Below are 14,646 nucleotides of genomic sequence, written 5' to 3' on the forward strand. Positions count from 1 at the left end.
AACAGGGGGTTTCTACCTGTGGGGTCGAGTAAAATTTGTGCTGTTCCCGTTCCCACTGTTCCCAAACCCAGTAAACCAATTTTAACGGCCACTTATTATACTCCTATTATTTCTCTTCTATTTTATCAGTCTAGATGGCCAAGTTCCCTTAGTATTGCCTGTCAAAAATCAACTCTTACTAAAGCGCAATAGTAGTTCTTACTTATTTATCTCAAGTGCGATCGCCATCTCATTTCCGAAAAAACTTGATTTTTACTAAGGTGCAACAGTTTATAACTGTTGCTGAGATGGAATAGTTTTAATTACTGGATATGAGCAGTGATTCAGTGCTGAGTCAGAAACAAAGAAAAACGCTAGAATCTGTCTAGGATGACGAAAAACTGATTCAATTCTTGATTACTTGTTATTACTATAAATTTCATGATCCGTCCTATCTTCCCCATTTTCCTGACAGTCTCCCTCGTAGCAACTCCCTATGTAGGGATGTCACAAACCGTTGAACAGTTATTTCAACAAGCTGAACAAGCTGATCGTGATGGTAACTACACAGAAGTAGAGAGTATTATTCTACAAATTATCACCATTGACGGGAATAATGCTGATGCTTACCATAAAATTGGTAATGCCCTACAAGAACAAGGGAAATATGATGAAGCGATCACAGCCTATAAAAAAGCAATAGAACTTAACCCTAACTTTGCTGGGGCTTACAACAACATGGGTGTTGCCCTCAGAAGGCAAGGAAAATATGATGGAGCGATCACAGCCTATAAAAAAGCAATAGAACTTAACCCTAACTTTGCTGGGGCTTACAACAACATGGGTAATGCCCTATCTGACAAAGGGAAATATGATGGAGCGATCGCAGCCTATAAAAAAGTCATAGAACTTAACCCTAACTTTGCTGATGCTTACGACAACATGGGTTATGCCCTATACAAGCAAGGGAAATTAGAGGAAGCCATTGCTGCTCATAAAAAAGCAATAGAACTTGACCCTAACTTTGCTTGGGCTTACAACAACATGGGTAATGCCCTATCTGATCAAGGGAAATTAGAGGAAGCCATTGCTGCTCATAAAAAAGCAATAGAACTTGACCCTAACTTTGCTTGGGCTTACAACAACATGGGTGTTGCCCTAAGAAAGCAAGGGAAATTAGAGGAAGCGATCACAGCCTATAAAAAAGCCATAGAAATTAACCCTAACTTTGCTTTTGCTTACGACAACATGGGTAATTCCCTATCTGATCAAGGGAAATATGATGAAGCGATCGCCGCCCATAAAAAAGCCATAGAACTTGACCCTAACGATGCTACGGCTTATGACAACATGGGGGTAGCCCTAGAAAAGCAAGGGAAATATGATGAAGCGATCACAGCCTATAAAAAAGCCATAGAACTTGACCCTAACTATTCTTTTGCTTACTACAACATGGGTAATGCCCTAAATGATCAAGGGAAATTAGATGAAGCGATCACAGCCTATAAAAAAGCCATAGAACTTGACCCTAACTTTGCTTCTGCTTACTACAACATGGGTACTGTCCTAGATGATCAAGGGAAATTAGATGAAGCGATCGCAGCTTATAAAAAAGCCCTAGAACTTGACCCTAACTTTGCTTCTGCTTACAACAATATGGGTTATGCCTTATTTAAGCAAGGGAAATTAGAAGAAGCTATTAAAGCCTATAAAAAAGCCCTAGAAATCGATCCTAACAAGGCTAATACTCAAAATAACCTCAAAGAAGCCGAACGTCTATTAGCCAGAAATAGTAATCCTCCCCTTCCTAATATCGATGATCGAGATTATCTCCCCACAGAAACCCAAGAACCCCTAGTTAAAAAATTACGTTCTACTGCGAGAATTATTGCCACTACCTCTGAGGGAGCTAGTATTGGTACAGGTTGGGTGATTCAAAGACAGGGAAATACAGTCTTGATTGTTACTAATCGTCATGTTATCAGCGATAGTAAAAGTAAACGTGCCAGTGACACTATTGAAGTTGAATTTTACAGCACACTTGATGATATCCAAAGACCTCGTTATAAAGCTACAGTTGAGAAGATAACAGACAGTCGAGAAGACTTAGATTTAGCCGTTTTAAAGGTTACAGGAATTCCTAATGATATTGAACCCTTAACCATTAAATCAGGTTGGATACAGCGAAATTTAGAAATTACCATTATTGGTCATCCTCATAACATAAATAGTCCTTGGTCAGCAGTTAAAGGAGAGGTGATAAATTATAATCCCAATAACAAATTTATTCCTTTAGATGCTCTTGTTGCTTCGGGTAACTCTGGGGGACCTGTTCTCAATGCAGCCGGTGAAGTTATTGCTATGGTGGTTAGAATGAAAGACAGAAATGATAATGCTGTTCTTAATAATGGAGAAAACCAAATTTATATCGATGATGTCGGTTCAACTGGTGATGTAGGGTTAGCTTATCCCATTAATATTGTCATAGAAAAATTACAGGAATGGGGAATATTGAAAGGAGTTAGGAATTAGGAGTTAGGAGTTAGGAGTTAATATTTTTATGGGGAGACTGGGGAAAATTTATCAGGTCAACTATGATCAATAAAGAATATGGCAGTACAAAATTTATTTAGGATATTTTTGTTGATTTATCTGTCATTCCGAGGTACGAGGAATCTCTTTAACAATGGACAATTAAGAACTTTTATTACCAAGAACAAGAAATTTACTCAATATTTGAATTATAATGTGTATTGCCATCGTTTATAACTTTAATACGCTTAAACGATTATGAAAAATAAAAAATTACTTTTATCTGGTTTATTTCCCTTCTTTATTAGTCTTTATCTTTTAAACATGACCAGCTTAACTGCGAATGCTTGTCCCACAGGTAAACCAAGAGATATTGGTTATATTCGTCGAGATAATAACCGTTGTGAAGGGATATTAGATGGTCGACCTATTAGTAATAATTTTGGATTAATTGCTTTTTCTACCAGCAATCTCACTAACTATCCTGAAACCATAAAAATTAGAGTTCCTGGGACTGGAAGAGATAAACCCATCATTCGTATTCAATCTTATACAAAAAATTATCTATTGGATGAAGTAGAGCCAAGATATAGCAGTTCAGGATTTATCTTTGATCTCAGAACCAATACTGTTTTACAACGAGCTAAAATACCTTTTAATAGTTTATTGCCTTTAGCTTTTGTTGAAAAAAATTCTAGAATAATTTATCATCCTGTGATTTTAGAACAACCATCAAATGGTTATAAATTTGTAATTTATAGCCGCAATCGCCGAACTTTTCCTAAAGTAGAAATTCGTCAAAACGGTAGAGTTATTCCCAGTAATCTCCAACCGAGAAATATTTCCAAGCGAGGACAAATTACCTTTGATTGGCAACCGAAAAATAACTCGGCAGGAACATATCAATTTTATTTAGAAGATGGGAATGGAAAACCTCTCAGCTTTTCTTTTAAACATGATCCCAATTGGTTGTAAACTATAAAATATTAAAAGTAGTAAATTTTTTGTAGTTTTTACAAGATTCTCTATCATATTTAATAGTTTAAGGAGATTCCTCTGAATGACACTGATAACCGATAACTGGTCACTGCTAACTGCTAAAAGGAGATTACTCGTTCCTCGGAATGACATTTATTAATTATCCATTTTCCATTTTCCATTATTAATATGTCTGATATATTTAGACGTTTAACAATAAAATTTCGTCGCTGGTATGGTTCCTTAAGAACGATTAGAACCATAGATAAATTTTTTGCTATTTTTTGGTTAACTGTTTCGTTGATTTTTCTTATTAGCTATTTTATTCCGAGTAATCATAATTTTGAAGGAAACTTAATCGTTGAATCTTTAAACTTTACTTATAATGGGAATAACAAAAAACTTTTATTACAAAACATTGAAGCTATTAAATCTATTGATTTTCAAGGAAAATTACAACAACCTATTGCTTTCTCGGGTAAATTTTCCACTGATAATGACCCTGAGTTACAAAAAAAATTAGCTAACATCGATACATTAACCATTGAATTACCTTTTGCTGAAAGTCGTTTTATTGTTAATAAAAAAAACAATCTAGAAACAACACAAATATACTTAAATGAGCTACGAATTGAACCAGAAATAAACATAAATCAACTAACTTATAAGCATAAAAATAATAGTTTAGAATTTTGCTTACATTCAATAACCCATAGTTCGGAAGATTGCGAATTTCCTGAAAATATGGATGATCCTCAATCATCTATTAACATCGGTGAATTGATATTAGAATTAGGACAAGATACCCTAGAAATACAACTGGAACAAATTAATATTCCTGAACTCAATCTTAAAAGCGATCGCAATAATCGACAAGAACTAACCTTAAATTTTATTCCTAATAATAATGAAAAAATAAACCTAAATTTACTCTCTCCTCATCAACTATTTATTATTCTACCCGAACCAAAAGATCAAAATAATTCAATAACTTGGTTTAGAGAAGATATTGATGTCAATAATGTTCAATTCAGTCGCTATGAAACCACACAAGTAGTCACCGATGAACTGGAAAGTTCTACTATTTTACAAGGAGAAATACGCTTAGGAAAAGAAAAAATAAAGCTAGAAAAAAATCAATTTTTAATAACCAAATCACCCAAAACAGCCATAAAAAAAATCAGATCCTTAACTATCACAAATAACCCTGAATTACCCCCAGGAATACAAACATTTATTACAGGAAAAACTAATAGTATTGCCGTCGGACTTTATCGTGATTTTCCCGTAGAAAGCATCCAACCTAACCTACTATCAAAACATCTCTCCTCAGAAGCAATCACCGCAATTATTACCTTTATCACCACCCTAACAGCAGTTTTCCTGCCCCGTCTCTTCCCCGACTCACCCGATGACTGATAACTGATAACTGATAACTGAAAATCAGGTAATCTTGACTAATGAAATATTAAGAAATGTGAAGACAAAAGGGCATTTTGAAACATTCCCTACAAAATCATTTTTCACAATCATTCAACATAGAGATGGTTACGAGTTTATTGGCATATAAATGCGATCGAATCATGAAAAAGCCGATAGACATAGCATTACGAGTCGTGGTTAGATTATTAAGAGATCCTTAATTATGTTCCCATAACCATTTACAGAGAAAAAATGTTCTAACTAATCTTTGTACTGCTACATCACTCTTACTTGTTTTGATCGCTACCTAAAAACTACAGTACAAGTTATACAGAATTATGTTTGCGAAAGTTCCTGAACGGTATATGCACTTAGTGCGATGGGTTCTGGCATTGGGTTGGCTATTGCTAATTGCCTCCCTATTTTATGACCCGATTTCATCTTGGTTAACCAAACCAGAAACCACCTGGAGTCCCTTCACTATAGATAAAATTACCACCTTTGACTGTGTAACAGTTCAAGGACAATGCCTAGAAGAAGTTCCTTTTGCTATGGGAGCGGCCATATTTTGGGGAATGATTGTTCCTGCTGGTGTCTTTATCTTAATGGTAGGAGGACACGAATTATGGCGACGTATTTGCCCCTTATCTTTCCTGTCTCAAATTCCCCGTGCATTAGGAATACAAAGACATCGTAAGCGGGTAGATGCTAAAACAGGAAAAACCCGTCATGAACTGGTCAAAGTTGATAAGAATTCCTGGTTAGCGCGCAATCACTTATATCTACAATTAGGATTGTTTTATCTAGGGATTAGCAGTCGAATTCTGTTTGTTAATTCTAACCGACTTGCTTTAGGTAGTTTCTTATTGGGAACCATTTTAGCATCAATTTTAGTTGGTTATCTCTTTGGTGGAAAATCCTGGTGTCAATATTTTTGTCCTATGGCTCCCGTTCAAAAAATTTATGGGGAACCAAGAGGATTAATAAATAGTAAGGCACACACAGGAGATCGTCAACTAATAACACAATCAATGTGTCGTACCGTAAATCCGGAAGGGAAAGAAAAAAGTGCTTGTGTCGCTTGTAGTGGTCCTTGTATGGATATTGATGCGGAACGTACCTACTGGGAAAATCTCACCAAACCCAAACAACAATGGTTACATTATGGCTATTTTGGATTAACGGTGGGTTACTTTGTTTACTATTACCTGTACGCAGGGAATTGGGAATATTATATGTCAGGGTCTTGGGCCCATGAAGAAAATCAGTTAGCTAACTTATTTAACCCAGGATTTTACTTCTTTAATCAGCCCATTGCTATTCCTAAATTAGTAGCAGTACCCTTGACCATTGGTTTGTTTGGCTTATTCGGTTATTGGCTAGGTCGTAAACTAGAAAACCTCTATAAAGCTTATCTATTTCGTCACCATAAGCTAGTTAATAACGAAGTTGTTCGCCATAGGATGTTTACATTATGTACTTTCTTGATCTTCAACTTCTTCTTCATCTTTGGAGGTCGTAATTTTGTACGGATGTTACCGATACAATTACAGTATCTTTTTCCTGTAGTAATGGCTGTTTGTAGTGGTTTATGGTTGTATCGTACTTGGCCCAGAAATCCTTATCTCTATCAACGGGAAAGTTTAGCCACCCGACTAAGGAAACAACTCACCAAACTCAAACTCAATGTTTCTCAGTTCTTGGATGGTAGAGCGATAGACGATCTCACCGCAGATGAAGTGTATGTTTTAGCCAAAGTCTTGCCTGGTTTCGATAAAGAGAAGAAAATCGAAGCTTATAAAGGAATCCTCAAAGAATCCATCAGCGAAGGCTATGTTAATAGTGCCAGTAGTCTTGAGATGATGCGTCAAATGCGTCTAGAACTCAATATTACCGATAAAGAACACGAACTGTTATTAACAGAACTAGAAGTAGAAGATCCCTTCCTCCTTGATATTGAACACCAGCAAAACCACGAAGATTGGTTACGCCAAGAAAGCTACCGTCAAGCCTTACTCGACACCATTATGGAGTCTTCTCGGGAACATCCACATCAAGCGATCGTTTTAGACTTGTTTGATGTAATGACAGGGAAAAAACCCTTTGAATCCTTCGATAGCTTACTCAACAAATTATCCCCTGAAGAGTTACAAAGCATTGAGGCCATACGGGAAGAATATTCAATTACAGCACAAGAAGAAAAAGACATCTTGTTGCACTCGAATCCTCATCAATTATGGCAAAGCATGGCTTATACCTTGAGTGCCATTGAACATCTGGATGCCCTAGCAAAAGGTAAAGTCAATCCCTCCTGTAATATTGGGAAAATCAGCGATGAACAAATGGCGTTTTATCGCACTACCTTCAACAAGTTTGATAAAGATGGTAACGATAGTATTTCTGCTGTTGAGTTACACTCCTTATTGAGGGCTGTCGGTCGTTCTTACTCTGCCCAACAAGTGCAAGAACTAATGGACATGATCACAGGGACTCGTTATAGTCAATCTATATCTTTTGAAGATTTCACCAGTTTATTGCATCAAGAGTTAACCGAACATCCTGAAGAGAATATGTTTGAACGATTTGGTCGGTTTGATGTGGATAATTCTGGTTACATCAATCTTGAGGAATTACGGTTGTGTTTACGGGATATTGATGTCAGTTTATCTGATATCGAAATAGAAGAAATGCTGAAACTTGCTGATACCAATAATGACAATCAGATCAGCTATCAAGAGTTTTGTGAACTCTTCGGACAGTTTAAAAATACTGTTCATTCTGCATAATTTTTCAATCCCGTCCTTAACGGTGGGGTATTATCTCCCGATTTTTTGATCGGGAGATTTTTTTTTGCTCTGAAATCATCTCGGATTCGCCATCAATTATAAAAATATCTCCCCATCTCCCAAACTCCCCAAACTCCCCAAACTCACTCTGGCAAATATGGAAGATAGTATTACGGCAAATTTTAGAGAAGCGTAATACAATAGACACCATCTCTATAAAAATACTGTCCGACGTTCTAACTCTCATGATTAAACCCCAAAATTCCCTTTGTCAGGAACTTCACAATAGTTTAGTGGGATCTCACAGATAAGAAAGTGTATGCTAATGCTTAAAGTTGGCGTGAGGAGTGAAATTAATGAATTTACGCAATAATGCTCTCAAGACCCTGAGAGAAACCAGTCGAACCTTTTATATCCCTATCAGTCGTCTGCCTGGTGATTTACAGGATGCCGTAGCTTCAGCATACCTTTGTATGCGAGCTATTGATGAAGTAGAAGATCACCCTGATCTCGATAACTTCACCAAAGGCAAAATTCTAAGACAAATGAGCCTGAACTTACAAGCAGGCGTAGAAAAGTCAGGGATTGAAGACTTTTCGGCCGGATTGGTTCCCTATAGTCATTGTCTACCCGATGTCAGTCTAAGGTTAGGGCAATGGGCGATGTTAGCCCCCGAAAGCATTGCACCCCGTGTTTGGGATGCAACCGCTTCTATGGCTGATCGCATGGCCTATTGGGCAGAAAATAACTGGACAATTCGCACCAAAGCCCATTTAGACCAATATACGTTTAGTGTTGCTGGTGCAGTGGGACTGTTATTATCAGATTTATGGGCTTGGTACGATGGGACTAAAACCAACCGTCAATATGCCATCGGCTTTGGTAGAGGACTACAAGCAGTTAATATTGTCCGAAATCATCGAGAAGACTTACGCCGTGGAGTAAATTTTATTCCTCAAGGCTGGAAAATTGAAGATGTGCATCAATATGCCCGTGATAACTTGAAATTAGCCGATCTTTATACCCAGTCCCTGGGACGCGGTCCAGCCTTAGATTTTTGTAAAATCCCTTTAACCTTAGCCCATGGAACCTTAGAAGTCATGGCCTTGGGTAAAGAAAAACTGAGTCGTAGTGATGTTATGGCCTTAGTAGAAAAAGTAACCCGATAATTAAAGATTACCTTCAATATTTGTCTTGATAAGTCTCTCTTCGGAGAGATTATTTTTTTTGTTACTGAGCTTAAAGTATGCTATTCAACAGGATTTAACATTTAGATGGGGACTTCTGCCAACATTTTGTTAAACTAATAGTTCAAAGCACATTTGCGCAGTCACGAGTACAGCGTATTCCCAATTGATTTACATTTGAAGGGAGTGGGGCAAAAACCCGCTTTTTTTATTGTTTGAGCAATGACTCATCCCCTGATTCCACAAATTATCGATATAGCCACCCCCATCGCCCAAGAAATGGGGTTAGAAATAGTAGATGTGGTGTTTCAAACCAACAAACGTCCCCCTGTTTTACGGGTGGATATTCGTAACCCCATCAGTGATACCAGTTTAAACGAGTGTGAACGAGTTAGTCGCGCTTTAGAATCCATCCTAGACGAGACAGCCATTTTACCTGGGGCCTATGTCTTAGAAATTTCCAGTCCTGGGATTTCTCGCTATTTAAGCAATGAACGAGATTTTATCGCTTTTAAAGGGTTTGAAGTGAAAGTGACCACTAACCCGCCATATATGGACAAAAACGAATGGCAGGGAAGATTACAAGGACGAGATGAAAAAGCAATCTATCTCAATCGTAAAGGACGAGCGATCGCCATACCTTGTTCTGTCATTACTCAAGTGCAATTAGCAGACTAAGCAAAATTTAAGAATATTGGAGGTTTTATTGAGATGTCATTAGTTAGTTTACCGGGATTAACCCTGATGATCGAGGAAATTAGTCAAAGGCATAATTTACCAAAATCATCGGTGCAAGAAGCCCTCAAAGAAGCTTTAATCAAAGGTTATGAGCGGTTTCGCCGTTCTCAAAATTTAGATCGTCAACAATTTTATGATGAATATTTTGATAATTTTGAAGTGGAACTAGATACAGATGAAGAGGGATTCCGCATTCTCTCTACCAAAAAAATTGTCGAAGAGGTAGAAAATAGTGACCATCATATCTCTTTGCAAGAAGTCCAAGAAGTGGCACCAGAGGCCCAACTAGGGGATGAAGTCGTTTTAGACGTAACCCCCAATCAAAAAGATTTTGGTCGTATGGCCGCCATTCAAACCAAACAAGTTTTATTGCAGAAATTACGGGATCAGCAGCGTAAACTTATACAAGAGGAATTTCACGAACTAGAAGGGACTGTTCTCAATGCTAGGGTGTTACGGTTTGAGAGACAAGACATTATTGTAGCGGTACAAAGTGCCTTTGGCCAGCCCGAAGTTGACGCTATTTTACCCAAAAGAGAACAACTTCCTAACGATAATTATAGGGCTAACGCCTCATTTAAAGTATTACTGAAAAAAGTCAGAGAAGGTTCCCATCGTGGACCTCAACTATTAGTATCCCGTGGTGCTGCCGGTTTAGTGGTGGATATGTTTTCTGTGGAAGTCCCCGAAATAGAAGAAGATATCGTCCGTATTGTGGCCGTATCTAGGGAAGCGAACCCTCCCTCCCGTTATGTTGGCCCCAGAACAAAAATAGCTGTAGATACCCTGGAAAGAGATGTTGATCCCGTCGGGGCCTGTATTGGTGCAAGGGGGTCTCGCATTCAAGCAGTTGTTAATGAACTAAGAGGGGAAAAAATTGACGTTATTCGTTGGTCTCCCGATCCTGCCACCTATATTGCCAACGCTTTGAGTCCGGCCCGTGTGGATGAAGTTGTCTTATTGAACGCCGAAGAACGTCATGCTTTGGTTTTAGTAGCAGAAGATCAACTCAGTTTAGCCATTGGCAAAGAAGGTCAAAACGTTCGCTTAGCTGCTCGTTTAACAGGATGGAAAATTGATATCAAAGATACTGTTCTTTATAAAGCTGAAGTCGAAAAACAACAATTAGAAGAACAAAACAGAGATGAACTCGATCAAGAAGAATCCGAATCTCAATTAGAAGAAATGAGTTCAAACTTAGAAAACGACGAACTTAATCAAGATAATGATTTAGAGGAGTCAGAAAATCAAGAAAATCAAGAAACCCCAAAAGCCGTGAGTGAGAATTAGGTTGTGTCTCAATACTACTAAGTTAACTAATTTATCTGTTGAGATAGAGATGGGGGAGAGAGGGAAGGAAAAACAATCTGTCAAGCTTTATTCTCCCCACTTCCTAAACTTTTCAAGCTTATCCGAGTAGTATTAGGGTAAGTATTGAAAACCATAAAATGTAAAGCCGTCCTCAAAGCACACCGCCCTATCATACATAGGGCCGCAGCAAACAGGGCGGGATTTCTAGCCAAAAATTTCCATGAAACCCAATTATCGACGTTGTCTTAGTTGTGGTCGTGTTGCCCCCAAAGAAGAATTTTGGAGAATTGTACGAGTCTATCCATCTCGCCAGGTACAATTAGACCAGGGGATGGGTCGCTCTGCTTATCTTTGTCCTCAAGAAAGCTGTTTAACCCTAGCAGGCAAAAAAAATCGTCTAGGACGAAGACTTAAAGCCCCTATCCCTGATAACATTTATCAACAATTGTGGCAACGTTTAAACAAAGTTTTACCCGAGCAAGAATTATCTTAAAGAAATTTCGGGAAAAATTTAGAAGCAAAACCCACTATTATCGTTAGCATAGGAGAGAAGATTGTCTTCGGAGTCATGATTATTAAACTTCAAACCAATAGCTCAACCTTTGGGCTTATCCGTCGCCTTCATCAGCGACTTAAACATTTACAGTAGCCAAAACCTAGTTAGGGGGATAGTGGATGAACAACACACAACACAAAGTTAGAATTTACGATTTGTCAAAGGAATTGAACTTAGAAAACAAAGATATTTTAGAAATTTGCGGACAACTCAACATTGCCGTTAAGAGCCACAGTAGCACCATTACCGAATCTGATGCAGAACGGATTAAAGGGATGGTGGATAAATATCTGGCTCAACAAGGCACAGCCCAAACAAGCGATGAAGAAGCTTCAGGGGATAAAAAACAGCAAATTTTGGCCGTTCACCACAAACAAGTTCGTCCTCGCCCTGCCCCAAAAACTTCTCAAACCTCATCGGCTAATCTAATTTCTCCCCGTCCTCCCGTTCCCCCTAAACCATCAGTGCCTCAGACTTCACCGCCAAAACCAGCTCCCCCTACAGCAGCAGAACCACCTACAGTTACCCCCCAAGAACTGTCTCAACCTTCTCCGCCTTCGGAAAAAGCCCCAAAAGAACCAGAATCTCCCTCTGCTAGTCTCTTAGGACCTCCTCAAAGGGTTAAGCCGGCTGCGAAAACAACTCCAGAGACTTCTCAAAAACCCATACCCAAACCAGTAAAAAGTAAACCTTCCCCAGAAGCTAAAAATAAGGTTAAACCGGCTAAAAAGGCAGCTAAAAATAGCCCTCCTAAACCCAAAGAGAAACCCCAAAAACCCACAATTTCTAAACCAGAAGGGTCAAAGGAGAGACCAACCACAAATAAAAACCTCAAAAAGCCCAATACCAATAAACCCGATTTAAAACGTCCTGTTGCTCCCCAGGCAGAAGAAGAGGACAAAACCCTCACCTTAGTCGCCCCTTCAGTCAAGCCGGCTTCAGAACTCCTCGAAGAAGACGTGGATAATGACGATACCATTGACTCCGTTCTCAAGCCAAAACCTCAGTTGAAACGGCCAGCACCTCCGCGTATCTCTAAGCGTAAAAATTGGGATGAAGAAGAGGAAGAACAGGAAAACAAGGCAAAAACTAATAAGGCTGCAGCCAAAGCCAAACGTCGTTTTCAAGTTATTGAAGATGATGATGATGATTTTGAATCAGAACTCAACGCCAACACGGTTTCCCTCAGTTTGAGTTTGTCTACTGCCCGGCCACCGAAACCAAAATCTGAAAATAAAGTCACCACTAGCCCTCAAAAACCCAAAAAACCAACCCTAAAAACGGCTGATAGTAGTGGGGAAAGGAATCGCACAGAACGCCGAGAACGGACAGAAACTCGTCAGAAACCCGAAAAAATTGTTCTCGATAGAAACTTAACAGTTAGAGAACTCTCAGAACAACTCTGCCTGGCTGAAACAGAAATCATTAAACATCTCTTTGCCAAAGGTATTGCTGTCAATATAACCGAAACCCTCGACCAAGATACGGCTAAAATGGTCACGGAAGCCTTTGGGGTCGAGGTAGAAATTCCTGAAGTTCAATCAGCTGCTGCTAAAAGCACGGAAATGCTCGATGAACAAGATTTGGAAAATCTCCAACGCCGTCCCCCCGTCGTTACCATCATGGGCCATGTGGATCACGGGAAAACTACTTTACTGGACTCCATTCGTCAAACCAAAGTGGCTCAAGGAGAAGCCGGCGGCATTACCCAACACATCGGAGCCTATCATGTGGATATTGAACATGAAGACAAGACTCAACAAATTGTCTTCTTAGATACCCCCGGCCACGAAGCTTTTACAGCTATGCGGGCCCGAGGGGCAAGGGTTACAGATATGGCTATTTTGGTGGTGGCCGCCGATGATGGTGTACAACCCCAAACCAGAGAAGCCATTAGTCACGCTCAAGCAGCAGAAGTGCCTATTGTGGTGGCTATTAATAAGATCGATAAACCAGAATCTAACCCCGATCGCATTAAACAAGAACTCTCAGAATTGAGCTTAGTTCCTGAAGAATGGGGCGGTGATACCATTATGGTGCCAGTGAGTGCCTTGAAAGGGGAAAATCTCGATGGTTTATTAGAAATGTTAGTCCTCGTCTCAGAAGTGGAAGAATTGGTGGCTAACCCCGATCGCTTGGCTAAAGGAACGGTGATCGAAGCTAACTTAGACCGCACCAGAGGACCAGTAGCTACCTTATTGGTTCAAAATGGTACCCTACGAGTGGGAGATGCCATCGTGGCTGGCCCTGTGTTTGGTAAAATCCGCGCCATGATCGATGATCGCGGTAATAAGGTAGAAGAGGCTTTTCCCTCTTTTGCAGTGGAAATTTTAGGACTAAATAGCGTTCCGGCTGCTGGGGATGAATTTGATGTTTATCCGAGCGAAAAAGAAGCCCGTCTGGTGGCGGAAGAAAATGCCGAAAATCAACGTCAAACCCGTCTCCAACAAGCTATGTCTTCCCGTCGTGTTACCTTGAGTACCTTATCTGCTCAAGCTCAGGAAGGGGAGTTAAAAGAACTCAATCTTATTATCAAGGCCGATGTTCAAGGGTCGATCGAAGCTATTTTAGGCTCTCTGGAACAGTTACCCCAAGACGAAGTACAAATACGGGTTCTCTTAGCTTCTCCTGGAGAAGTGACGGAAACGGATGTAGATTTAGCCGCAGCTAGTGGGGCGGTGATTATTGGTTTTAATACCACCTTAGCTACTGGTGCGAGAGCAGCGGCGGATCATGAAGGGGTGGATATTCGTGAATACGATATTATCTACAAACTTCTGGATGATATTGAAGGCGCGATGGAAGGGTTACTCGAACCTGAAGAAGTCGAGTCTCCTCTCGGACAGGCTCAAGTTCGGGCTGTTTTCCCTGTGGGACGCGGTGCTGTCGCTGGTTGTTATGTACAATCTGGCAAAGTGGTTCGTAACCGTTATATTCGTGTGCTCAGAGGCAACAAGGTGGTCTATGAAGGCTCCCTTGATTCTCTCAAACGCATTAAAGAGGACGTGCGAGAGGTTAACTCTGGTTATGAATGTGGTATCGGTGTCGATAAATTTAGTGACTGGCAAGAAAGTGACACCATTGAAGCTTATGAAATGGTCATGAAACGCCGTACCTTGGCTGGAAAATCTAGTTAAATTTTAGAGTGTGGGAAGTG

Annotated in this window: 9 protein-coding genes; all 9 read left to right on the forward strand. The window is 39.6% G+C overall.

The window, feature by feature from the left end; all coding sequences use genetic code 11:
• Positions 1 to 483: 483 nt before the first annotated feature.
• The 9 genes from QNJ66_RS13840 (at position 484) to infB (ending at position 14,626) form a co-directional block, all read left to right on the forward strand.
• The gene (locus QNJ66_RS13840) at positions 484 to 2,511 is read left to right on the forward strand and encodes a serine protease (protein ID WP_300507885.1); all 2,028 of its coding nucleotides are present in this window, start codon (positions 484 to 486) and stop codon (positions 2,509 to 2,511) included.
• A gap of 258 nt (positions 2,512 to 2,769) precedes the next feature.
• Positions 2,770 to 3,486: a hypothetical protein gene (locus QNJ66_RS13845; RefSeq protein ID WP_300507887.1), complete on the forward strand. Its 717-nt coding sequence runs from the start codon at positions 2,770 to 2,772 to the stop codon at positions 3,484 to 3,486.
• A gap of 192 nt (positions 3,487 to 3,678) precedes the next feature.
• Complete coding sequence (locus QNJ66_RS13850; RefSeq protein WP_300507889.1) at positions 3,679 to 4,908, forward strand: hypothetical protein; 1,230 nt, start codon at positions 3,679 to 3,681, stop codon at positions 4,906 to 4,908.
• Positions 4,909 to 5,249: 341 nt separating this feature from the next.
• Complete coding sequence (locus tag QNJ66_RS13855; protein ID WP_300507890.1) at positions 5,250 to 7,697, forward strand: EF-hand domain-containing protein; 2,448 nt, start codon at positions 5,250 to 5,252, stop codon at positions 7,695 to 7,697.
• Positions 7,698 to 8,053: 356 nt separating this feature from the next.
• Positions 8,054 to 8,866 (forward strand): phytoene/squalene synthase family protein, encoded by an 813-nt coding sequence (locus tag QNJ66_RS13860; RefSeq protein WP_300507891.1) that lies wholly within the window; start codon positions 8,054 to 8,056, stop codon positions 8,864 to 8,866.
• 240 nt (positions 8,867 to 9,106) lie between these two features.
• The gene (gene rimP, locus QNJ66_RS13865) at positions 9,107 to 9,562 is read left to right on the forward strand and encodes a ribosome maturation factor RimP (RefSeq protein ID WP_300507893.1); all 456 of its coding nucleotides are present in this window, start codon (positions 9,107 to 9,109) and stop codon (positions 9,560 to 9,562) included.
• Positions 9,563 to 9,595: 33 nt separating this feature from the next.
• Positions 9,596 to 10,912, forward strand: coding sequence for a transcription termination factor NusA (gene nusA, locus QNJ66_RS13870; RefSeq protein WP_300507894.1), 1,317 nt, complete (start codon positions 9,596 to 9,598; stop codon positions 10,910 to 10,912).
• Between the two features lie 241 nt (positions 10,913 to 11,153).
• The gene (locus tag QNJ66_RS13875) at positions 11,154 to 11,426 is read left to right on the forward strand and encodes a YlxR family protein (RefSeq protein ID WP_300507896.1); all 273 of its coding nucleotides are present in this window, start codon (positions 11,154 to 11,156) and stop codon (positions 11,424 to 11,426) included.
• Between the two features lie 182 nt (positions 11,427 to 11,608).
• Positions 11,609 to 14,626 (forward strand): translation initiation factor IF-2, encoded by a 3,018-nt coding sequence (infB, locus tag QNJ66_RS13880; RefSeq protein ID WP_300507898.1) that lies wholly within the window; start codon positions 11,609 to 11,611, stop codon positions 14,624 to 14,626.
• Positions 14,627 to 14,646 lie beyond the last annotated feature (20 nt).

The sequence above is a fragment of the Crocosphaera sp. genome, from assembly GCF_030064895.1.
Classification (GTDB): Bacteria; Cyanobacteriota; Cyanobacteriia; order Cyanobacteriales; family Microcystaceae; genus Crocosphaera.

What these genes read in the sequence shown, in the direction of transcription:
- QNJ66_RS13840 (WP_300507885.1), top strand. Translation starts at nt 484, where the DNA reads ATGTCACAAACCGTTGAACAGTTATTTCAACAAGCTGAACAAGCTGAT.
- QNJ66_RS13845 (WP_300507887.1), top strand. Translation starts at nt 2,770, where the DNA reads ATGAAAAATAAAAAATTACTTTTATCTGGTTTATTTCCCTTCTTTATT.
- QNJ66_RS13850 (WP_300507889.1), top strand. Translation starts at nt 3,679, where the DNA reads ATGTCTGATATATTTAGACGTTTAACAATAAAATTTCGTCGCTGGTAT.
- QNJ66_RS13855 (WP_300507890.1), top strand. Translation starts at nt 5,250, where the DNA reads ATGTTTGCGAAAGTTCCTGAACGGTATATGCACTTAGTGCGATGGGTT.
- QNJ66_RS13860 (WP_300507891.1), top strand. Translation starts at nt 8,054, where the DNA reads ATGAATTTACGCAATAATGCTCTCAAGACCCTGAGAGAAACCAGTCGA.
- rimP (WP_300507893.1), top strand. Translation starts at nt 9,107, where the DNA reads ATGACTCATCCCCTGATTCCACAAATTATCGATATAGCCACCCCCATC.
- nusA (WP_300507894.1), top strand. Translation starts at nt 9,596, where the DNA reads ATGTCATTAGTTAGTTTACCGGGATTAACCCTGATGATCGAGGAAATT.
- QNJ66_RS13875 (WP_300507896.1), top strand. Translation starts at nt 11,154, where the DNA reads ATGAAACCCAATTATCGACGTTGTCTTAGTTGTGGTCGTGTTGCCCCC.
- infB (WP_300507898.1), top strand. Translation starts at nt 11,609, where the DNA reads ATGAACAACACACAACACAAAGTTAGAATTTACGATTTGTCAAAGGAA.